At 62.2% G+C, this 20,643-nt stretch carries 17 protein-coding genes; 7 read left to right on the forward strand and 10 right to left on the reverse strand.

Annotated elements, in window-relative coordinates; genetic code table 11:
• Position 1 precedes the first annotated feature (1 nt).
• The 7 genes from AB4072_RS10870 to AB4072_RS10900 all read right to left on the reverse strand — a co-directional run bounded on the left by AB4072_RS10870 (position 2) and on the right by AB4072_RS10900 (position 8,079).
• Positions 2–1,633 (reverse strand): HAL/PAL/TAL family ammonia-lyase, encoded by a 1,632-nt coding sequence (locus AB4072_RS10870; RefSeq protein ID WP_441967940.1) that lies wholly within the window; start codon positions 1,631–1,633, stop codon positions 2–4.
• Between the two features lie 129 nt (positions 1,634–1,762).
• Complete coding sequence (locus AB4072_RS10875; RefSeq protein WP_441967941.1) at positions 1,763–2,833, reverse strand: sn-glycerol-3-phosphate import ATP-binding protein UgpC; 1,071 nt, start codon at positions 2,831–2,833, stop codon at positions 1,763–1,765.
• 107 nt (positions 2,834–2,940) lie between these two features.
• Positions 2,941–3,789: a sn-glycerol-3-phosphate ABC transporter permease UgpE gene (gene ugpE, locus AB4072_RS10880; RefSeq protein ID WP_441967942.1), complete on the reverse strand. Its 849-nt coding sequence runs from the start codon at positions 3,787–3,789 to the stop codon at positions 2,941–2,943.
• Entirely contained in the window at positions 3,789–4,670 is an 882-nt protein-coding gene (ugpA, locus tag AB4072_RS10885; protein ID WP_441967943.1) for a sn-glycerol-3-phosphate ABC transporter permease UgpA, read from the reverse strand. The genes ugpE and ugpA overlap by 1 nt, the downstream gene beginning before the upstream one ends.
• A 128-nt stretch (positions 4,671–4,798) precedes the next feature.
• Positions 4,799–6,109: a sn-glycerol-3-phosphate ABC transporter substrate-binding protein UgpB gene (gene ugpB, locus AB4072_RS10890; RefSeq protein WP_441967944.1), complete on the reverse strand. Its 1,311-nt coding sequence runs from the start codon at positions 6,107–6,109 to the stop codon at positions 4,799–4,801.
• A gap of 336 nt (positions 6,110–6,445) precedes the next feature.
• Positions 6,446–7,654, reverse strand: coding sequence for an NAD(P)/FAD-dependent oxidoreductase (locus AB4072_RS10895; protein ID WP_441967945.1), 1,209 nt, complete (start codon positions 7,652–7,654; stop codon positions 6,446–6,448).
• The gene (locus AB4072_RS10900) at positions 7,651–8,079 is read right to left on the reverse strand and encodes an Lrp/AsnC family transcriptional regulator (RefSeq protein WP_441967946.1); all 429 of its coding nucleotides are present in this window, start codon (positions 8,077–8,079) and stop codon (positions 7,651–7,653) included. Before AB4072_RS10900 ends, AB4072_RS10895 begins: the two co-directional genes overlap by 4 nt.
• 117 nt (positions 8,080–8,196) lie before the next feature.
• Between AB4072_RS10900 and AB4072_RS10905 the strand changes: the two genes are divergently transcribed.
• From AB4072_RS10905 to AB4072_RS10915, 3 genes are all read left to right on the forward strand, one after another.
• Positions 8,197–9,312, forward strand: a complete 1,116-nt coding sequence (locus AB4072_RS10905) for a saccharopine dehydrogenase family protein (RefSeq protein WP_441967947.1) — start codon at positions 8,197–8,199, stop codon at positions 9,310–9,312.
• 205 nt (positions 9,313–9,517) lie between these two features.
• Positions 9,518–11,071, forward strand: coding sequence for an L-piperidine-6-carboxylate dehydrogenase (gene amaB, locus AB4072_RS10910; RefSeq protein WP_441967948.1), 1,554 nt, complete (start codon positions 9,518–9,520; stop codon positions 11,069–11,071).
• Positions 11,072–11,205: 134 nt separating this feature from the next.
• Complete coding sequence (locus AB4072_RS10915) at positions 11,206–12,885, forward strand: thiamine pyrophosphate-binding protein (RefSeq protein ID WP_441967949.1); 1,680 nt, start codon at positions 11,206–11,208, stop codon at positions 12,883–12,885.
• 169 nt (positions 12,886–13,054) lie between these two features.
• On the opposite strand, the gene AB4072_RS10920 is transcribed toward AB4072_RS10915, so the two are convergent.
• Positions 13,055–13,624 (reverse strand): cysteine hydrolase family protein, encoded by a 570-nt coding sequence (locus AB4072_RS10920; protein WP_441967950.1) that lies wholly within the window; start codon positions 13,622–13,624, stop codon positions 13,055–13,057.
• A 10-nt stretch (positions 13,625–13,634) separates the two neighbouring features.
• The gene (gene tal, locus AB4072_RS10925) at positions 13,635–14,606 is read right to left on the reverse strand and encodes a transaldolase (RefSeq protein ID WP_441967951.1); all 972 of its coding nucleotides are present in this window, start codon (positions 14,604–14,606) and stop codon (positions 13,635–13,637) included.
• 268 nt (positions 14,607–14,874) lie between these two features.
• Between tal and AB4072_RS10930 the strand changes: the two genes are divergently transcribed.
• On the forward strand, positions 14,875–15,663 hold the full coding sequence (locus tag AB4072_RS10930) for a bestrophin-like domain (protein ID WP_441967952.1): 789 nt from the start codon (positions 14,875–14,877) through the stop codon (positions 15,661–15,663).
• Positions 15,664–15,686: 23 nt separating this feature from the next.
• Here AB4072_RS10930 and AB4072_RS10935 read toward each other — a convergent pair whose 3' ends face one another.
• Positions 15,687–16,577 (reverse strand): LysR family transcriptional regulator, encoded by an 891-nt coding sequence (locus AB4072_RS10935; RefSeq protein ID WP_441967953.1) that lies wholly within the window; start codon positions 16,575–16,577, stop codon positions 15,687–15,689.
• Positions 16,578–16,691: 114 nt separating this feature from the next.
• Between AB4072_RS10935 and AB4072_RS10940 the strand changes: the two genes are divergently transcribed.
• The 3 genes from AB4072_RS10940 to mmsB all read left to right on the forward strand — a co-directional run bounded on the left by AB4072_RS10940 (position 16,692) and on the right by mmsB (position 20,469).
• On the forward strand, positions 16,692–18,188 hold the full coding sequence (locus AB4072_RS10940; RefSeq protein WP_441967954.1) for a CoA-acylating methylmalonate-semialdehyde dehydrogenase: 1,497 nt from the start codon (positions 16,692–16,694) through the stop codon (positions 18,186–18,188).
• A gap of 98 nt (positions 18,189–18,286) precedes the next feature.
• A complete protein-coding gene (locus AB4072_RS10945; RefSeq protein ID WP_441967955.1) occupies positions 18,287–19,444 on the forward strand; it encodes an isobutyryl-CoA dehydrogenase in 1,158 nt (385 codons plus the stop codon).
• A 134-nt stretch (positions 19,445–19,578) separates the two neighbouring features.
• Complete coding sequence (gene mmsB / locus AB4072_RS10950; protein ID WP_441967956.1) at positions 19,579–20,469, forward strand: 3-hydroxyisobutyrate dehydrogenase; 891 nt, start codon at positions 19,579–19,581, stop codon at positions 20,467–20,469.
• Positions 20,470–20,643: the final 174 nt, after the last annotated feature.

Genomic DNA, 20,643 nt, shown 5'->3' on the forward strand with positions numbered 1-20,643 from the left:
CTCACTCCAACGTGCCGATAGCGCTCTCGACGGCCTCGACCACCGCGCCGGAGCGCACGAGATCGAGAGCTTGACGCATCTCGGTCGCATACCAGCGGTCGCCATCGAGGGCTGGCGGAATGACGCCGCGGATCGCCTCCAGCGCCGCGCGCGTGCCTTTGCCGAGCGGGTGATCCTTGGCGATGGGTTCGACGAGAGTGAGCGCCTGTGCCGCCATGAGCAATTCGCCCGCCACGATCTGCTCCACGTTCTCGACGATGGTGCGCGCCTTGCGGCCGCACCATGTGGAGTTCGACACGTGATCCTCGGCATTCGACTTGCCGGGAATGGAATCGACCGAGCCCGGTGTCGCGAGGCCACGGTTTTCCATCACCAGAGCCGACATGGAACATTGCACGGTGGCAAAGCCAGTGTTCAGTCCGCGCTTGCCCGCCAGAAGATTGCGCGGCAGTCCGTAGGACATAGTGGGGTCGATGAGGCGCGCGAGACGGCGCTCGGAGATCGAACCGAGATCGGCCATGGCGAGGCCAAGAAGATCCATGGCCTGCGCCACATATTGACCGTGGAAGTGACCGCCGGAGATCGATACATAGCCGCCCAGGCCGTCGTCGAAAATGAGCGGGTTGTCGGTCGCCGAATTGATTTCTGTGCCGATGATGCGCTCCACATATTCCACCGCCTCGACGGCGGGGCCGTGAACCTGCGGCGTGCAGCGCAGGGAATAGACGTCCTGCACACGTGGACTTGCCGGCGTGCCGGGCTGGCGCGGCTCGTCCGGGAACACCACGTCGCGTGCCGCTTGCGAGCAGCGTTTCGAGCCCTCCAAGATCCGCAGGAGATTGCGCGCGACGCGCGCCTGTCCCGGATGCGGACGCGCTTTGTGCACGCGCGGATCGAAGGCCGCGAGTTCGCCGCGCATCGCCTCCAACGAGAGCGACATGGCAATATCGGCATGCTTTAAAAGCTTGCGCGCATCGAAGGTCGCCAGCGCCCCCAGCGCGAGCGACGTTGTAGAACCGTTGATGAGCGCGGAGGCATCCTTCGCGCCGAGATCGAAATCGGGATCGAAGCCCGCCTTGGCAATGGCCTCGCGTGCGGGAAGACGCTTGCCCTTGTAGATCATCTCGGCTTCCGCAAAACCGCAGACCGCGCCCGCCATATGCGCAAGCGGAGCGAGATCGCCGGAGGCCCCGACTGAGCCCTTTTGCGGAATCACCGGATGCAGGCCGGCATTGAGGAAAGCGATGAGGCGTTCCACCAGTTCGACGCGCGGGCCGGAATAGTTCGACGCGAAGGCGTTGGCGCGCAACAGCATCATCGCGCGGGTCACATCCTCGGCGAAGGGCTCGCCGAGGCCGGTCGCATGGGCATAGACCGTCTTTTGCTGATAGGCCGCCATTTCGGCGATGAGGACGCGCTGGTCCTTGAACAGCCCGACGCCCGTATTGAAGGCATACATGAGCGGCGCGTCATCATGCATCCAGGTGCGGTCGATATAGGCCCGCGTCGCCGCAATTCGCTCCCGCGCTTGGGGGTCGAGAGCGGCCTTCTCGAACCGCCCCTTGCCGTTCGAGCGCGCCACTCGCGCCACGTCCCGGATCTTCAGCTTCAACCCGTCAATCTTGACCGCCATGGCCTATCCCTCAACTTTAAGAAAAGGGATACCGGCGCGAGCGGCGGGGCGCAACTCGTCAGGCTGTGAGATCCGCCGTCATTCCGGGGCGAGCGTAGAAAGAGCCCGGAATGACGGCAGGTCTGTTCCTTACGCCTTGCCGAGACGCTTCGTGGTCGTGGGGTCGAACAAATGCACATTCGACGGATCGACCGAGAGAGAAAGCTGCTTCGCGTCGGCGGCGATCTGGCCCGTAGCGGCCTGAACCACGAACTCCGCTCCGGCGAGCTTGCCGTGGAAGAGCTGCGTCGCGCCCAGTTCCTCGACGAAATCCACATTCATCACCAGCGATCCACCGGGGCCCGAGCGGACGTCCTCCGGACGCAGGCCAACTTCGATATCCGCGCCTGCGGTCAAGCCGTCGCGCATATCCGAGACGGACAAGGATTGGCCGCCGATGGAGACGCGGCCCGGACCTTCGACCTTGCCCGGCAGGATGTTCATCGGAGGCGAACCGATAAAGGTCGCCACAAAACGCGTCTCGGGACGACGATAGACTTCCGATGGCGTGCCGACCTGTTCGATCTGCCCGCCGCTCATGACAACGAGCTTGTCGGAAAGCGTCATCGCTTCGACCTGATCGTGCGTGACGTAGATCGAGGTGACGCCCAAAGCTCTCTGAAGGCGCTTGATCTCCACGCGCATCTGCACGCGCAACTTGGCGTCAAGGTTCGAGAGCGGCTCGTCGAACAAGAAGACCTGAGGCTTGCGCACGATGGCGCGACCCATGGCGACGCGCTGGCGCTGACCGCCTGACAGGGCGCGCGGCTTACGCTCGAGGAAGGATTCGATGGCAAGAATACGGGCCGCTTCCTTCACGCGCTTATCGATCTCGTCCTTCGGCGTTTTGCGATTGCGCAGGCCGTAGGCCATGTTGTCGTAGACGCTCATGTGCGGATAGAGCGCGTAGTTCTGGAACACCATCGCGATGTCACGCTCGGAGGGTTCGATCTCGTTGACCACGCGCCCGCCGATATCCACCGTTCCGCCGGAAATCGTCTCGAGGCCGGCGATCATCCGCAGAAGCGTTGACTTGCCGCAACCCGAGGGGCCGACAAGCACGCAGAACGAGCCGTCCTCGATACCGAGAGACACGCCCTTAACGGCATCGACATTGCCCGCATAAGTCTTGCGGACGGTATCAAGCGTTACGCCTGCCATTGTTTCATTCCTTCACATCAGCTTCGCACCACATGGGGTGCAAAATGAAATCCATTGTTCCCAATCACCCCTCGCGAAACCGCGCGGGGCGTGCGCGACATCGCGCGTTATTTCTCGGTCTCGACCAGGCCCTTCACGAAGAAGCGCTGCATGAGCACCACCACGAGAACGGGCGGGATCATCGCGAGCACGGCCGTCGTCATGGCAATCTGCCATTCGGTCAGCGCGTCCTGCGTGGTGAGCATCTTCTTGATGCCGATCACGATGGTCTGCATGTTGTCCCTCGTCGTGATCAGGAGCGGCCAGAGATATTGGTTCCAGCCATAGATGAACTGAATCACGAAGAGTGCCGCAATGGTCGTGAGCGATAGCGGCAGAAGTGTATCCTTGAAGAAGCGGAACGCGCCCGCACCGTCGATCTTGGAGGCTTCCAGAAGCTCATCGGGGATCGTCATGAAAAACTGCCGGAAGAGCAGCGTACCGGTGGCGGACGCGATCAGAGGCAGGATAAGGCCGGTATAGGTATCGAGAAGACCCAGATCCGCGACGATCTTGTAGGTCGGGTAGATACGCACTTCGACCGGCAGCATCAGCGTGATGAAGATGATCCAGAAAGCCGCGCGCCGGAACGGGAACTTGTAGTACACCACCGCATAGGCCGAGAGGATCGAGATCAGGATCTTTCCGATGGCGATGCCCATCGCCATGATGAACGAGTTCAACATCATGACGCTCACCGGCTCGCGCGTGGAACGCGAAGAACCGATGAAAAGAGTGCGGTAGTAATTCTCGCTCGCTTGATCACCCGGAATCAGCGGCATGTTGCCGTTGATGATCGTCGCCGAATCGAAGGTGGACGCCAGGATCGCGAGATAGACCGGGAAGGCGACGATGATGATGCCGATCGCGAGAACGAAATAGGCGAGGATGTTTCTGTAACGTCTGTTCTCGACCATCAGTACTGCACCTTGCGCTCGACGAATTTGAACTGGAAGGCCGTGAGCGCGATCACGATGACCATCAGGATCACCGATTGCGCAGCGGAGCCGCCGAGATCGCCGCCGACACGGCCATCGGCATAAACCTTGTAGACGAGAGTCGTCGTCTGCCCGGCCGGGCCGCCACCGGTCACGGCATCGATGATGCCGAACGTCTCGAAGAACACGTAGACGATGTTGACGACGATGAGGAAGAAGGTGGTCGGCGACAGCAGCGGGAAAATGATCGTCCAGAACCGGCGGATCGGCCGCGCGCCATCGATGGCCGCCGCCTCGATCACGCTGCGCGGAATCGCCTGCAGGCCGGCGAGGAAGAACAGGAAGTTGTAGCTGATCTGCTTCCAGGTTGCGGAAAGCACCAGAAGGATCATGGCATGAGTGCCGTTGAGCAACGGGTTCCAATCGAGACCGAGCGCCCGGATCGGATGCGCCAGCGTGCCGAGGGAGGGATGGAACATGAAGATCCACAAGACGCCCGAGATGGCAGGGGCCACCGCATAGGGCCAGATCAACAGCGTCTTGAAGGCCTCGCCGCCACGCAGTTTCTTGTCGGCTTGGGTCGCCAGCAGGATCGCGCAGGCGAGAGACAGAATGCCGACGGCGAGCGAGAAGACCAAGGTCGTCGTCATCGCCTTATAGTATTCGGGCTGAGCGAAGAGCAGGCGGTAATTCTCGAACCCCACGAATTCGGACGAAAGACCGAACGCATCTTCCAGAAGGAACGATTGCCAGATCGCCTGCGAGGCAGGCCAGTAAAAAAAGATGAGCGTGATCGCGAGCTGCGGAAAAAGCAGCATATACGGCACGATCTTGCTCGAAAAATGAGCCCGTTTTTCCATATCGTCTCAGCCCCCCAGTCATGCCGGCAGCGATCGTTTCCGACCTGTCTGCGAGGCTCCTTTTTAATACAATCATCCCGGGCAATCGGAGACTGCCCGGGATGAATTTTCGGTATGTTTTTTAAGTTTTAGCGGGTGACCGTGCGCTCGAACTGGCGCAGCAGCTGGTTACCGCGAGAGACTGCCGTATCGAGCGCGTCCTTGGCCGACTTCTGGCCAGCAAGAGCCGCTTCGAGTTCTTCCGACCACACATCGCGCATCTGCACCATGTTGCCGAGACGCAGACCGCGAGAATTCTCGGTCGGCTCCTTGTTGGTCAGTTCGATCAGCGGGGTCTGGAGGACGGGGTTCTTGTCATAGAAGCCCGAAGCTTTGGTCTTCTCATAAGCTGCCTTGGTGATCGGGAGGTAGCCCGATTCCTGGTGCAGCTTCGCCTGACGGTCCGTGTCCGACAGGAAGGAGAAGAACTTGGCGACACCCTTGTACTCTTCAGCCGACTTGCCACCCATCACCCACAGCGAAGCGCCGCCGATGATCGAGTTCTGCGGAGCGCCGGCTGCGTCCGCGTAATACGGCATCGGAGCCGAAGCGAAGTCGAACTTAGCGTTCGCCTTCACGTTGCCGTAGAAGCCCGACGAGGTGAGCATGATAGCGCATTCGCCGGAGGTGAAGCGGCCTTCACCCGTGTTGGAACGACCCGAGTAATCGTAGGTCTTGTCCTTCTGCAGCTCGATCAGCTTCTCGAGATGCTTGACGTGCAGCGGCGAGTTGAACTTCAACTCGGTGTCGAAACCGTCGAGGCCGTTGGCCTTCGTCGACAGCGGCAGGTTGTGCCAGGCCGAGAACTGCTCGATCATCGCCCAGGTGGTCCAGGCCGAGGTGAAGCCGCAGGTCGAGTGACCGGCTGCCTTCAGCTTCTTGCCGGCTTCGAACACGTCGGGCCAGGTCTTCGGGATCTCGTTGACGCCAGCCTTCTTCAGCTCGTCCTTGTTGACCCACATGACCATCGAGGAGGAGTTGAACGGGAAGGAGAGCATTTCGCCCTTCGCCGTGGAGTAATAGCCGGTGATCGTCGGCAGATATGCCTTCGGATCGAACTTCTCGCCGGTCTCGGCCATCATCTGATAGACCGGCTTGATCGCGCCCTTGGCGCCCATCATGGTCGCGGTGCCGACTTCGAAAACCTGGAGAATGTGCGGAGCATTGCCAGCGCGGAAAGCAGCGATGCCGGCGTTCATGGCGTCGGCGTAGGAGCCCTTGAAGGCAACGACGACCTTGTAATCCTTCTGGGAGGCGTTGAATTCCTCAGCCAGCTTGTTGACGACGTCATTGTTGGCGCCGGTCATGGCATGCCACCACTGAATTTCGGTCTGTGCAAAAGCCGAAGTGCTCGTGGCGAGCCCGATCGCCAAAGCGGCGAGGACGGTCCTCTTCATCATCGTTAGTCTCTCCCATGTCATCCCGGCGGGATGTTCTTGTCGTTCATGGTCATCCTGTCGCGAAAGCCGAATGACAGTACAATGACGGAATCATGACAAGCATAGCCGGCTTCAAAATGGAAGCCCTTTTCATATGCAACATTTAACAGCTGGGGACGATGCGCTCTGGGAACCTATTCCCCGCGCAGCCAAGCTTGGGGAATTTCGTTCTCGGTATGGGCTTTACGGGCGCTTGCTTGAAGAGTTCCCATGAAAAGGCGGCCCCAATGGAATGGGGCTGCCTATTATCCTAAAGTTCAATATGTCGTCTCTACCCTGCAAACCGACAGACAGAGGTCAGATGACATTGCGCTCGAACAGCGGGCGATTTTCAATGGCGCGCTCGAAGTTGAGCTCCGACAGGTCGAGCGTCCGGTAGCGGCCATCCGCGATGAGTTCCGCCAACCCGCGCCCGATGGCCGGGGCCTGCTGCAGGCCATGGCCTGAAAAGCCGTTGCAGAGATAAAAGTTCTCGACCTCGCCGGCCCTGCCGACGAAGGCGTTGTGATCGAGGAGACTCATGTCGTAGGGACCCGCCCAGGCCCGACCCGGCTTGATGGCTTCGAAGGCGGGAACGCGATGTGCGAGCGCCGGCCAGATGAATTCTTCGAAGAAGGAGAAGTCGATATCCTGCGAGGCAGGATCGTCGTCATACCAGTCGGGATCCACATCCGCCTCGGGCGACGCACCGCAGATGAAACCGCCCTCGCCTTCGGGCCGGACATAGGCGCCGGAGGTATCGATGAGAAGTGGGCAGTTCTCGATCCTGTCGCGACAGGTGAAGGTGAAGACGTAGCGACGTTTGGCCTGCACGGGAATCGACACGCCCGCCGCCTTGGCGAGCGCACTCCCACCAGAGCCCGCACAATTGACGAGAGCTCCGCAGGGGATACGCGTTCCGTCCCGCAAGTGAACGGCGACGACGCGATTGCCCTCCCGCTCCACGGAGGCGACTTCGCCCTGCACATATTCCGCGCCGAGCGAGCGCGCCTTGCGGCGGAACGCCTGGAGAAGTCCCCAGCCATCGAACCAACCTTCGCCCGAATGGCCCCAGGTGCCAGCCTTCAGGTCTTCGACGTTGAGCCAGGGAAAGCGCGCCTTCAGCGAGGACGGATCCATATAGAGAATATCCGCACCCTCGGCGGTCTGCAGCGCGTGGTTTTCCGCCAGGATGGCGGCCCCGGCCTCCGTCGCGCAATAGAGATAGCCGCCCTCGCGCAGGCCGATCTCGGGCCGCTCGCCATCGACCGCAAGACGCTCGCCGATGCTGCGCAGGAACTGGATGCCGTAGAGCGAAATCCGGATGTTCACCGCGCTCGAATATTGCTGCCGGATCGAGGCCGCCGAGAGCGCGGAGGCGGAAAGCTCGTAGGTCGGGTTCTTCTCGACCACCACCACGCGCCCCTTGAAATTAGGATCCGCGAGAAGGTGATAAGCCGTGGAAGAGCCCATGACGGCTCCGCCGACGATCACGACATCGGCTGCTGCAACAGAAGAAGAGGTCATCGTTCGAACTTCGTCGAGAGGATAATCGAGGACTGGGTGCGCTCGACACCCTCCAGCGCGCCGATCTTATCGATGGCGGCGTCGAGCGACGGCACATCCTCTGCCTCTACCACCGCCAGCAGATCAAAGACACCCGCGACCGAATGAAGCGCGCGCAATTCCGGCATACGCTGCATCGCCGCCGCAACCGCGCCGGAGGCCTTGGGCGCGACCACGATGGTCACGTGAGCGCGCACCATGCGCCGACTGACGTCCTCGGCCAGCCGCAATGTGTATCCGACGATGATGCCACGCCGCTCCAGACTCTCGACGCGGGCCTGCACGGTGGTCCGCGAAAGCCGCAACCGCCGTGCCGCCTCGGCATGACCGATGCGGGCGTTCTCCCTCAAAAGGGCAATCAAGGCACGATCTGTCTCGTCGAGCATCACTATGACCAATCATGACGGCGTTTCGCCGAAAGGTACTCGGCTTTTCGTCAACCTGTCTATGGCGTTCTGCAAAGCTTTATGACTTTCTTACGCCATCATTCCGGGAGGCTTTTCATGCATTCAATTTTTGTCATCGGTGCCGGCAAAATCGGTTCCACCATCGCCGACATGCTTCATGAGACGGGCGACTACGCCGTCACGGTCGCCGACGCCTCGGCGGCGGCTCTCGCCACCGTCGCCAAGGACGGCATCAAGACGATTCAGCTCGATTTCAATGACGCCGTCGCGCTCCAGTCCGCCCTGAAGGGCCATTATGCTGTCCTGAGCGCCGCGCCGTATCATCTGACAGCCCACGTGGCGAAGGCCGCTCGCCTTGCCGGCGTCCACTATTTCGACCTCACCGAGGACGTGGCCACCACCCGCATGGTCAAGGAACTGGCGGAAGGCGCTTCCAACGCCTTCATTCCGCAATGCGGCCTCGCGCCGGGTTTCATCTCCATCGTCGCCCACGACATCGCCAGCCGTTTCGACAAGCTCGACACGGTGCGCCTGCGCGTTGGCGCGCTGCCGCAATACCCCTCGAACGCCCTGTCCTATAACCTCACCTGGAGCACGGACGGCGTCATCAACGAATATATCGAGCGCTGCGAAGCGGTGGTCGACGGCAAGTTGCGCGAAGTTCCGGCCATGGAAGAGCTCGAAGAGTTCTCCCTCGACGGCACCCGCTACGAGGCCTTCAACACCTCCGGCGGTCTCGGCACGCTTTGTGAGACGCTCGAAGGCAAGGTTCGCGCCCTGAATTACAAGACCATCCGTTATCCCGGCCATTGCGGCCTGATGCGCGTGCTGCTCAACGACCTGCAATTGCGCAATCGCCGCGAAGTCCTCAAGGACATTCTTGAGCAGGCGGTGCCCGCCACCATGCAGGACATGGTCATCGTCTTCGTGACCGTGACCGGCCAGCGCGACGGCCGCCACGTGCAGGAAACCTATGCCCGCAGCATCTATGGCCAGAAGGTCGCCGGAAACCAGCGCACCGCAATCCAGGTAACGACCGCCGCCGGCATCTGCGCCATGCTCGACCTTCTGGTCCAAGGCAAGCTGCCGCAGAAGGGCTTCCGCCGTCAGGAAGAAATCGATCTCGACACCTTCCTCGCCAACCGTTTCGGCCGCGTCTATGCGGGCGAGCGCCTGAGCGAAGACAAGATCAAGCTCGACGCGGTTGCGTAAGAAGCTGAGCCGCGATCTCGTCGAGACGGGATCGCGCTCTTTTCTGAAACTGCATGAACTCATGCGGAAAAGCGGTTCTCACTTTTCCGCATCATGCTTTAAGACGGTGGCAGAAGAGGCCGCCGTCGGTCCTGTTTTAATGACAAGCGAAGGTGGCGGGCTTGAGTTTTGAGCCTGAACGCCTGTTTCCCATGGGAGATTCCTGATGTCCGCCCGCGATCAAGCTGCCTTGAAGACCGTCGATGCCTCCGCCTCCGTTGCGGATGAGGCGCGCGCCCTTCTGAAGCGCCTTGGCGTTCCCGACAGCGCGTTTGCGCCCTCCGGTCGCCCGGCCACCTCCCCGATCACCGGAGAGATTCTGGTTCATGTGAAAGAGACGACGCCTGCCGAGGCGAAGGCCGCCATCGGCCGTGCCCACGACGCGTTTCTCGCCTGGCGCAAGATCCCAGCGCCGCGCCGCGGCGAATTCGTGCGCCTGCTCGGCGAAGAACTGCGCGCGTCGAAGGACGATCTCGGCCGTCTCGTGACGCTGGAGGCCGGCAAGGTCACCTCCGAGGGTCTCGGCGAAGTGCAGGAAATGATCGATATCTGCGATTTCGCAGTCGGCCTTTCGCGCCAGCTTTACGGCCTGACCATCGCCACCGAGCGCGCCGACCACCGCATGATGGAGACCTGGCACCCGCTCGGCGTCTGTGGCGTCATTTCCGCTTTCAACTTCCCCGTGGCCGTGTGGTCGTGGAATGCGGCGCTTGCGCTTGTCTGCGGCGACTCGGTCGTGTGGAAGCCGTCCGAGAAGACCCTTCTCACGGCGCTTGCCACCCACGCCATCGCCCAGCGCGCGGCCAAGCGTTTCGGTGGCGTGCCGGACGGTCTGCTTGAACTCCTGCTCGGCGGCCGTGAACTCGGCGAGATTTTGGTCGAGGACCATCGCGTTCCGATTCTCTCCGCCACCGGCTCGACCGCCATGGGCCGTCAGGTCGGCCCGAAGCTCGCAAGCCGCTTCGCCCGCGCGATCCTCGAACTCGGCGGCAACAACGCCGCCATCGTGACGCCCTCTGCCGATCTCGATCTCGCGCTTCGCGGCATCGCCTTCGCGGCCATGGGCACGGCGGGCCAGCGCTGCACCACGTTGCGTCGTCTCTTCGTGCACGACAGCGTCTACGACGCGCTCGTGCCGCGCCTCGTCAAAGTCTATGGCAACGTCAAGATCGGCGATCCCCGCGCCGAGGGCACCCTCGTCGGACCATTGATCGACAAAGCCGCGTTCGACGGCATGGAACGTGCACTTGACGAAGCCCGCGCTGCCGGCGGCAAGGTTCATGGCGGCGGACGCCACGGCACGGAGGGCGGCTTCTACGCCAAGCCCGCAATCGTCGAGATGCCCGAGCAGAAGGGTCCCGTCCTGCGTGAGACCTTCGCGCCGATTCTCTATGTGATGCGCTATTCGGATTTCGATGCGGTGCTTGCCGCGCACAACGCGGTCGGCGCGGGCCTGTCCTCGTCGATCTTCACCCTCGACATGCGCGAGGCCGAGACCTTCATCTCGGTGGCGGGTTCGGATTGCGGCATTGCGAACGTCAATATCGGTCCCTCGGGCGCCGAAATCGGCGGCGCATTCGGCGGCGAGAAGGAGACGGGCGGCGGCCGCGAGGCGGGCTCGGATTCCTGGAAGGCTTATATGCGTCGCGCCACCAACACCATCAATTACGGCAAGACGCTTCCGTTGGCGCAAGGCGTTAAGTTCGATGTGGATGCGTAAATCCGACAGGACGTGAAGCGGCCGGGAAACCGGCCGCTTTCATTCACCATCTCCTTGGAATATCCTCCGATCATCCCAAGGTTCTCCCCAAACTTTTCCAACGCTTTTCCACACCTTCTCCCCACGGTGATCCCATGACGTCGCGTTCCCGCACCGGTGGCCAGATTCTGGTCGATCAACTCACTCTTCATGGGGTCGATCACATTTTCTGTGTGCCGGGTGAGAGCTATCTCGCGGCGCTCGATGCTCTCCACGACGCCAAGATCAACGTCACCATCTGCCGTCAGGAAGGTGGGGCGGCGATGATGGCGGAGGCGCACGGCAAGCTCACTGGCCGTCCCGGCATCTGCTTCGTCACCCGCGGCCCCGGCGCGACCAACGCCTCTCCCGGCATCCACATTGCCAAGCAGGATTCGACACCGATGATCCTGTTCGTCGGTCAGATCGAGCGCGGTATGCGCGAGCGCGAGGCGTTTCAGGAACTCGATTACCGCGCCGCCTTCGGCCCTCTCGCCAAATGGGCGACGGAGGTGGACGATCCGGCGCGCTTCCCCGAGATCATCTCCCGCGCGTTCCATGTCGCCACAAGCGGCCGCCCCGGCCCCGTCGTGATCGCGTTGCCGGAGGACGTGTTGACCGAGATGGCGAGCGTGCCCGATGCGCCTGCCTATCAAGTCATCGAGACGCATCCTTCGCTCGGCCAGATGGCGGAACTGCAAAAGCTTCTGCACAATGCTGAGAACCCCATCGCGCTCGTCGGCGGCAGCCGCTGGTCGCCGGGTGCCCGCGAGCATTTCGTGCGGTTCGCCGAGCGTTTCGATCTGCCCGTCGCCTGCACCTTCCGTCGGCAGATGCTGTTTCCAGCCGATCATGCTTCTTACGCAGGCGATCTCGGTCTCGGCGTGAACCCGAAGCTTCTTGCGCGCATCAAGGAAGCCGATCTCGTATTGATGGTCGGCGGTCGCATGTCGGAAGTGCCGAGCCAGGGCTATACGCTCTTCGATATTCCCGCGCCGCGACAGACACTCGTGCACGTTCATCCGGATTCGAGCGAACTCGGTCGCGTCTATCGTCCGCATCTCGCGATCAATGCCTCGCCCGTCGCCTTCTCGGCGGCTTTGGAAAGCGTGCATCCCCCGGTCTCATTGCCGTGGAGCGAAGGCACCAGAAGCGCGCATGACAGTTATCTCGCCTGGAGCGATCCGCCCGCGATCCGTCACGCGGGCCGTTTGCAAATGGGCGAAGTGATGGCCCACCTGCGCAAGGTTCTGCCGAAGGATGCGATCTTCTGCAACGGCGCGGGCAACTTCGCCACCTGGGTGCATCGCTTCTGGCCGTTCACATCGTACGGCACACAGCTCGCGCCGACCTCCGGCTCCATGGGCTACGGCGTTCCGGCAGGGGTCGGCGCAAAGCGCGTTCAGCCGAACAGCACTGTCGTGGTGTTCGCAGGTGACGGCGATTTCCTGATGAACGGGCAAGAGTTCGCAACCGCGGTGCAATACGATCTGCCGATCCTCGTCGTTCTTGTCGACAACGGCATGTACGGCACAATCCGCATGCACCAGGAGCGCGAATATCCCGGCCGCGTGTCCGCGACAATGCTCAAGAATCCCGACTTCGCGGCTTACGCGAAAGCGTTCGGCGGTTATGGCGAGCGTGTCGAGACGACCGAAGAGTTCGGACCCGCGCTGGAGCGCGCACTCACCTCCGGCAAGCCTGCGATCCTGCACTGCATTCTCGACCCGGAAGCGATTACACCTTCGATGTCGCTCACGCAGATTCGCGAGCAGGCCTTCGCGAAAAAGGGCTGAGCAGATTCGAGCACACGACGTCAGAGCCTCACCCTGAGGGATGCGAAGCATCGTCTCGAAGGGCGAGGCGTTTCCAGTGAATGCTGGACCCTCCTTCGAGACGCAGCCTTGCGGCTGCTCCTCAGGATGAGGTCGCGCTTAATAGAATACGCTGACTTAGTCGGAGACCTTAAGTCGCCTCTCCGCCATTCTTGAACTTCACGTCGCTCGCAGGAGTGACGGTGAGAACCGCCGATTCGACGTTGAACCCGTCGAGAACAGCGTTGTGATGCGCGACGATCTGCTCGACGCTCAGCAAAGCGCTGTCGCTCGTGGTGTGCCCGTCGGCGACGAGCGTCACGTCATAGCCGAGGCCCACTGCACGGCGGCAGGTGGTATCGACGCAATATTGCGTCATGAGACCGGCGATCACGAGATGCCGAATATCGCGTGCGGCGAGCGCGGCCTGAAGATTCGTCTCATGAAAGGAATCGCACGCAGTCTTGCGCACGACTGTATCGGCGGGCGACCTGTTCAAGTCCTCGCAGATCTCCCACCCGGGCGATCCTGCTTGAAGACGGTGCCCGGGCGCACCGTCATGCTGGACGAAGATCACCAGGATATCCGCGCGCCGCGCCTCATCGACCAGGTGCGCGATCCAACCGCGCACCTCATCGAACCGTTCGAGAACGGCCGGACGCGCGCCTGGAATGGCCAGAATGTTCTTTTGAACGTCGATGATGACGAGCGCTGTGGTCATGGTCGTTTGCTCAAGCCGCCTTCGCCGTATCGAGGTGCTTGGCGACGAGCGCGCGCAAGGACCGTAGATCCTTCACGAAGGCACGGATGCCCTCGGACAGCTTTTCGGTCGCCATCGCATCTTCGTTCAGCGCGAAACGGAAGCTCTTCTCGTCGAGACGCGGTAGCGGCGCGATCTTTTCAACGTTGTCCGTCGAAAGCTTGCGCGGAAGATCGCCCTGCGCATTCGCCAATTCGTCGATGAGCGCGGGCGAAATGGTGAGGCGGTCGCAGCCGGCGAGCGCTTCGATTTCGCCGATATTGCGGAAGGACGCGCCCATGACCACGGTCTTGATGCCCTGCGCCTTGTAGGACGCGTAGATCTTGCGCACCGAGAGAACGCCGGGATCGGTCTCGCCCGTGTAGGGCCCGCCGCCCGCCTTCACGTGCCAGTCGAGAATGCGGCCGACGAAGGGGGAGATGAGGAAAGCGCCGGCTTCCGCACAGGCCTGCGCCTGCGCTTGTGCGAAGAGAAGCGTGAGATTGCAGTCGATGCCTTCCTTCTGCAGAACCTCCGCCGCGCGGATGCCCTCCCAGGTGGAAGCGATCTTGATGAGGATGCGCTCACGGCCGACGCCGCGTGCTTCATAGGCCTTGATGATGGCCCGCGCCTTTTCCAGGGTGGCCTGAGTGTCGAAGGAGAGATCGGCGTCCACTTCCGTGGAGACCCGCCCCGGAACGATGCCTGCAAGCTCGGCACCAAAGGCGACCGCAAGCCGGTCGCAGATCGCAGCCACGACACCTTCACGGGAACCGCCCTGCTTGCCGCCCCAGGCCAGAGCCTCATCGACAATGGCAGCATAGGCAGGATTCTCGACCGCCTTGAGCATGAGGGTCGGATTGGTCGTGCAATCCTGGGGTTTCAGGCGGCGCACTGCGTCGAGATCACCCGTATCGGCGACGACGACCGTCATGGCGCGCAATTGGTCGAGCTTGGAAGGCATCGGAAACTCCGTTCGTTTGGGAGAGACTTAGACCGTCTCACGGGCCACGTGAAGTCCGCGAGTGCGTCGCACCGGCACCAGCGCCAATGTCGGTAGACCTTCACAGCCCCTGTTCTACTTTCTCTCTCTGCCCCAACGCGATTGCGCGGAGCTGAGGGCCGGGATTTGAGGCGGGCCGAGCGATTGGATTTGGGCGGTTGAAGCTGGGCCATTGCTTTCGGGATTGAAGGCCGCCATCGTCCGGAGCCGGATTGGAGTGTGTTGTCACATGCTGTTCCTGACCGTCTGGCCTTTGTGGATATCCGGCGCCATCCTCATCGGCGCGCCGACGCTCCTTGCGATGATCGCCCTCTTCTTTGTCCGCCGTCGCATCCCCGCTGAACGCCACAGAATCAACAACGAAGTCGCCGGTTTCACCTTCGCGACAGTCGGCGTCCTTTTCGCGGTGCTGCTTGCCTTCGCCGTGATCATCGTCTGGCAGAAATTCGCCGAAGCGGAAACCGTGGCCGCCCAGGAGGCCGGAGCCGTGGCGACGCTTTACCGGCTGGCCCATGAAATAGGGGGCGATCCGGGCGCAGCTCTTCACGACAGCCTGACCCGCTATGTCCATAGGACCATTGAGGAGGATTGGCCGGCCATGGAACGAAGCGGGTCAAGCCTCGCGGTAACACGCACGTTGGATAACACCTACGCCACGCTCCTGACCTTCAGCCCGAATGACGGCCGCGGGACGGCTCTTCTGTCCGAGGCTCTGCATCAGCTCGACGTTCTTACCCAGGCCCGCCGTACGCGGCTCGTCCTGGCCTCCGGCGCCGTTCCGGGCGTGCTCTGGTTTGTGTTGTTCGGCGGCGCTTTTCTCACCGTTGCCTTCACGCTCTTTTTCGGCACCGAGAATCTACTCGTTCAGTCCATGATGACAGGGATGCTGTCCTGCTTGATCTTCTCGGGGCTGCTCGTCATCGTCGCAATCGAACATCCCTTCGCCGGATCGGTGAAGGTCCAACCGGACGCGCTTCACGCCGTCTTGCGGGACCTTGGAGCCAAGGCCGGGCCGTGACCGCCGGTCGCCGCAGTAGCCGTTCATAGAAAAAGGCTGCGGTTGGCCTTTACCCGCGCCAGGATGAAGGAATGGACCTCCTCGACCCGGCGCAGGCTGCGCACCTCGGTATGGGTGACGAGCCAGTAGGTGCGAAGATGCGTGATATCGGGCAGGATCGGCTGCAACTCAGGAAAGGGCCTGACCGCATAATCGTGCAGCACGCCAATGCCGACGCCCGCCCGCACGGCTTCGACCTGTGCCACGACGCTGGCGCACTCGAAATGGCGCTGCGTATATTTCTCAAGCCCGGAGAAGTAATCGAGCACGGGGCTGTAGAGCAGGTCCGGCACATAGGTGACGAGGGTCTTGCCCTCAAGATCAGAGGCTTCCGTGATGGGACCGTGGCGATCGAGATAGCTCTTCGAGGCGTAGAGTCTGAGCCGGTAGTCGGTGAGTTTGCGCGATACCAGACGCCCTTCCGTCGGCTGTTCGAGCGTCACGGCGATGTCGGCCTCCCGCTTGGAGAGCGAGAAGGTGCGCGGCAGAGCCACAAGCTGCAGGGTGAGATCCGGATGTCGCTCGGCCAGAGCGCCGAGCTGCGACGCGAGGAAATAGGTTCCGAACCCGTCCGGCGCACCGACACGCACGGTGCCGGAAAGCGCAAGATCCGATCCGCCGACCTCGCTCGCCACGGCAAGCGCTTGCGTTTCCATGCCCTCCGCCCTCGCCAGAAGGCGCTCGCCCTGCTCCGTCAAGGCATAGCCCTGCGGGCTGCGTTCAAAGAGCTTGGCCTTGAGCACCCCTTCCAAGGCCGCGATCCGGCGGGAAACTGTGGTATGGTCCGCCTCGAGACCCCGTGCGGCGACGGTCAATCGCCCGGTGCGGGCGACGGCGAGAAAATAGCGGAGATCGTCCCAGTCGAAGCGGCTCATGATCTGCCCCTAGTCATATTGGCATTTTCGCACAACGTCGCTTCGATTTCACCCATAGAAGTGCGTTTTCGACAAGGGTACAACGGTGCACCAACAAATTCGGAGGAATACGCCATGCGCGAAGTAGGACATTTCATCGGCGGCAAGCACGTTGCCGGAAAATCGGGCCGTACCACCGATGTCTTCCAGCCGATGACCGGCGAGGTCATCGCCAAGGTCGCGCTGGCCACCAAGGACGAGTTGCGCCAGGCGGTCGAGAACGCCAAGGCCGCCCAGCCCGCATGGGCCGCCACCAACCCGCAGCGCCGCGCCCGCGTCATGATGAAGTTCCTTGAACTCATCGCCAAGGAAACCGATTCACTCGCTGAACTGCTCGCCCGTGAGCACGGCAAGACCATTGTGGACGCCAAGGGCGACATTCAGCGCGGCGTCGAAGTGGCCGAGTTCTGCACCGGCATCCCGCACCTCATCAAGGGCGAGTTCACCGAAGGCGCCGGCCCCGGTATCGACATGTATTCGATCCGCCAGGCGCTCGGCGTCGTGGCCGGCATCACCCCGTTCAACTTCCCGGCGATGATCCCGCTCTGGAAGCTGTCTCCGGCAATCGCCTGCGGCAACGCTTTCATCCTCAAGCCCTCCGAGCGCGCGCCGGGCGTGCCGATGCGTCTCGCCGAGCTGATGATGGAAGCGGGCCTGCCCGCCGGTATTCTCAACGTGGTCAACGGCGACAAGGAATCAGTCGACGCAATCCTCGACGATGCGGACATCAAGGCGGTCGGCTTCGTCGGCTCCTCGCCCATCGCGGAATACGTCTATTCCCGCGCCACGGCGACGGGTAAGCGCGCGCAGTGCTTCGGCGGCGCGAAGAACCACATGATCATCATGCCTGACGCCGATCTCGATCAGGCGGTCGATGCGCTCATCGGCGCGGGCTACGGCTCGGCGGGCGAGCGCTGCATGGCGATCTCGGTCGCGGTGCCCGTCGGCAAGTCCACCGCCGACGCGCTCATGCACAAGCTGATCCCGCGCGTCGAGAGCCTGAAGGTCGGCCCCTCCACCGATCCGGCCGCCGATTTCGGTCCGCTCGTCACCAAAGCCCATCTCGACAAGGTGCGTTCCTATGTCGATCTCGGCGTGAAGGAAGGCGCGAAGCTTGCGGTCGACGGCCGTAACTTCAAGATGCAGGGCTACGAGAACGGCTTCTACATGGGCGGCTGCCTCTTCGACGAGGTGAAGACCGACATGCGCATCTACAAGGAAGAAATCTTCGGCCCCGTGCTCTCAGTGGTACGCGCCAAGGACTACGAGGACGCGCTGCGTCTGCCGACTGACCACGAATACGGCAACGGCGTCGCGATCTATACTCGCGACGGCGATGCCGCCCGCGACTTCGCCTCGCGTGTGAATGTCGGCATGGTCGGCATCAACGTGCCGATCCCGGTGCCGCTGGCCTACTACACCTTCGGCGGCTGGAAGCGCTCCGGCTTCGGCGACTTGAACCAGCACGGTCCGGACGCGATCCGCTTCTACACGAAGACGAAGACGGTCACCTCCCGCTGGCCGTCCGGCATCAAGGAAGGCGCGGAATTCGCTATTCCGACAATGAAGTAAAATCGAAACTGCAATGGCCGGGGCTCGCTCCCGGCCATTTCGTTTCTAGATCCAAAGTCGGGGTGCCCGAACCGCTCGTGTCGTGACGATCTAGGACCATGACCCAGTTCTCTCTGACCGACGATCAAATCACCATCCGCGACATGGCTCTCGCCTTCGCGGCGGACAATCTTGCGCCTTTTGCCCTCGAATGGGACGAGAAGAAGCACTTTCCTGTCGATGTGATGCGCGAGGCCGCCGCTCTCGGCATGGCCGCGATCTACACCCGCGACGATGTCGGCGGGTCGGGTATGACGCGCCTCGACGCGGCGTTGATCTTCGAAGCCTTGGCCACGGGCTGCCCCGCCATTTCCGCGTATCTTTCGATCCACAACATGGTTTCGTGGATGATCGACCGGTATGGGTCGGAAGAGCAGCGCCAACGCTTCCTACCGCGGCTTTGCACCATGGAGCTGATCGGCAGCTATTGCCTCACCGAGCCGGGTTCGGGTTCCGATGCTGCGGCGCTGAAAACCCGCGCGGTGCGCGACGGGGACTTTTACGTCGTCAACGGCGTCAAGCAGTTCATCTCCGGCGCGGGCGTCTCCGATATCTATGTGACGATGGTGCGCACCGGCGAGGACGGCCCCTCCGGCATCTCGACTCTCGTGATCGAAAAGGACACGCCGGGTCTCTCCTTCGGCGCACTCGAAAAGAAGATGGGCTGGAATGCGCATCCCACCCGCGCCGTGATTTTCGAAGACGTGCGCGTGCCCATCGCCAACCGCCTCTCCGAGGAAGGCATGGGCTTCAAGATCGCTATGTCGGGACTCGATGGCGGGCGGCTCAATATCGGCGCGTGCTCGCTCGGCGGCGCGCAATCGGCTCTCGACAAGACACTCGCTTACACATCCGAGCGCAAGGCCTTCGGCAAGCGCATCGCGGATTTTCAAGCCCTGCAATTCCGGCTCGCCGACATGGCGACGGAACTGGAAGCCGCCCGCACGTTTCTTTGGCGCGCGGCTTCGGCACTCGACGCCAAGACGCCGGATGCGACGAAGCTCTGCGCCATGGCGAAGCGCCTGGCCACCGATACCGGGTTCGACGTGGCCAATGAAGCGCTGCAACTTCACGGCGGCTACGGCTATCTCGCCGATTACGGCATCGAGAAGATCGTGCGCGATTTGCGCGTCCACCAAATCCTGGAAGGCACCAACGAGATCATGCGGCTCATTGTGGCACGCGATCTCGTGGGACGAGGAAACCAGTCTCGATAGAAGCGCCAACATGCCCTCCTCCCCTTGTGGGGAGGAGTTGGAGATGGGGGTATGAGCGCCATGATTGATCCAGCGGGGTGCTGACACCCCCACCCTAGCCCCCCAAGGGGGAGGGAATAATGCCGGAGGGACCCATGACCACCATCGCATTCATCGGCCTCGGCCACATGGGCGGCCCCATGGCCGCCAATCTCGTAAAAGCGGGTCATGAGGTCGTCGGGTTCGATCTCTCGCCCACCTCCTGCGATCAAGCGCGGGCGGATGGAACCACGGTCGTCGGCTCGGCTCTCGACAGCGTCCGCAACGCCGATGTGGCGATCACCATGTTGCCCGCGGGCGCGCATGTGCTCTCGGTCTGGACCGATATTCTGCCCCAGGTGAAGCCGGGCACCTTGATCATCGACTGCTCCACTATCGACGTGGATAGCGCTCGGAAGGCACACGCCATGGCGCGTGAGCAAAATCTACCCTCTCTCGACGCCCCCGTCTCCGGCGGCGTCGGCGGCGCAAAGGGTGCGACGCTGACCTTCATGGCAGGCGGCTCGAACGAGGCGTTCGCCAGGGCCCAGCCGATCCTTTCGCAAATGGGAAAGCGTGTCGTCCATTGCGGCGAGGCCGGCGCAGGGCAGGCGGCCAAGATCTGCAACAACATGATCCTCGGTATTTCGATGATCGGCGTCGCGGAAGCCTTTGTGTTGGCCGAGAAACTTGGCCTCTCCCATCAGGCGCTCTTCGACGTCGCGTCGACAGCCTCCGGTCAATGCTGGTCGCTCACCAGCTACTGCCCGGTGCCGGGCCCCGTGCCCACCTCGCCGGCCAACAACAACTACCAGCCGGGCTTTGCAGCCGCGCTCATGCTCAAGGATCTCAAGCTCGCGCAGAACGCGGCGCTTGATTCCGGTGCGGTGACGCCCCTCGGCGCGGAGGCGGCCCAGCTTTATGCCCTCTTCAACGGCGAGGGCCATGGGGGCGAGGATTTCTCCGCCATCATCAACTTTCTGCGCGGGCGAGCTGAAGTGCGATAGTTTCCTGAGGGAAATAAGGTCAGGCTCGAGCATGATCACAACAAGTGGAAATCGATTGTTTCGCCCGGATCATTTGGATCATGCGGCATCAAAAGAATCGGGCGTGACTCAGTTTGATGAGGATAAGGCGCAGGCTTTCCCTCCCCCTTGCGGAACGAAGGTGGGGGTGGTCCG

The sequence above is a fragment of the Microvirga sp. 2MCAF38 genome, from assembly GCF_052115485.1.
Taxonomy (GTDB): domain Bacteria; phylum Pseudomonadota; class Alphaproteobacteria; order Rhizobiales; family Beijerinckiaceae; genus Microvirga.

Excerpts from the sequence above, each read along its gene's own strand:
- amaB (WP_441967948.1), top strand. The coding sequence starts at position 9,518 with ATGTCCGCCCGCGATCAAGCTGCCTTGAAGACCGTCGATGCCTCCGCC.
- AB4072_RS10935 (WP_441967953.1), bottom strand. The coding sequence starts at position 16,577 with ATGAGCCGCTTCGACTGGGACGATCTCCGCTATTTTCTCGCCGTCGCC.
- AB4072_RS10875 (WP_441967941.1), bottom strand. The coding sequence starts at position 2,833 with ATGGCAGGCGTAACGCTTGATACCGTCCGCAAGACTTATGCGGGCAAT.
- AB4072_RS10945 (WP_441967955.1), top strand. The coding sequence starts at position 18,287 with ATGACCCAGTTCTCTCTGACCGACGATCAAATCACCATCCGCGACATG.
- AB4072_RS10930 (WP_441967952.1), top strand. The coding sequence starts at position 14,875 with ATGCTGTTCCTGACCGTCTGGCCTTTGTGGATATCCGGCGCCATCCTC.
- AB4072_RS10905 (WP_441967947.1), top strand. The coding sequence starts at position 8,197 with ATGCATTCAATTTTTGTCATCGGTGCCGGCAAAATCGGTTCCACCATC.
- AB4072_RS10900 (WP_441967946.1), bottom strand. The coding sequence starts at position 8,079 with ATGCTCGACGAGACAGATCGTGCCTTGATTGCCCTTTTGAGGGAGAAC.
- tal (WP_441967951.1), bottom strand. The coding sequence starts at position 14,606 with ATGCCTTCCAAGCTCGACCAATTGCGCGCCATGACGGTCGTCGTCGCC.
- AB4072_RS10920 (WP_441967950.1), bottom strand. The coding sequence starts at position 13,624 with ATGACCACAGCGCTCGTCATCATCGACGTTCAAAAGAACATTCTGGCC.
- AB4072_RS10870 (WP_441967940.1), bottom strand. The coding sequence starts at position 1,633 with ATGGCGGTCAAGATTGACGGGTTGAAGCTGAAGATCCGGGACGTGGCG.
- AB4072_RS10895 (WP_441967945.1), bottom strand. The coding sequence starts at position 7,654 with ATGACCTCTTCTTCTGTTGCAGCAGCCGATGTCGTGATCGTCGGCGGA.
- AB4072_RS10940 (WP_441967954.1), top strand. The coding sequence starts at position 16,692 with ATGCGCGAAGTAGGACATTTCATCGGCGGCAAGCACGTTGCCGGAAAA.
- ugpE (WP_441967942.1), bottom strand. The coding sequence starts at position 3,789 with ATGGTCGAGAACAGACGTTACAGAAACATCCTCGCCTATTTCGTTCTC.
- ugpB (WP_441967944.1), bottom strand. The coding sequence starts at position 6,109 with ATGATGAAGAGGACCGTCCTCGCCGCTTTGGCGATCGGGCTCGCCACG.
- mmsB (WP_441967956.1), top strand. The coding sequence starts at position 19,579 with ATGACCACCATCGCATTCATCGGCCTCGGCCACATGGGCGGCCCCATG.
- AB4072_RS10915 (WP_441967949.1), top strand. The coding sequence starts at position 11,206 with ATGACGTCGCGTTCCCGCACCGGTGGCCAGATTCTGGTCGATCAACTC.
- ugpA (WP_441967943.1), bottom strand. The coding sequence starts at position 4,670 with ATGGAAAAACGGGCTCATTTTTCGAGCAAGATCGTGCCGTATATGCTG.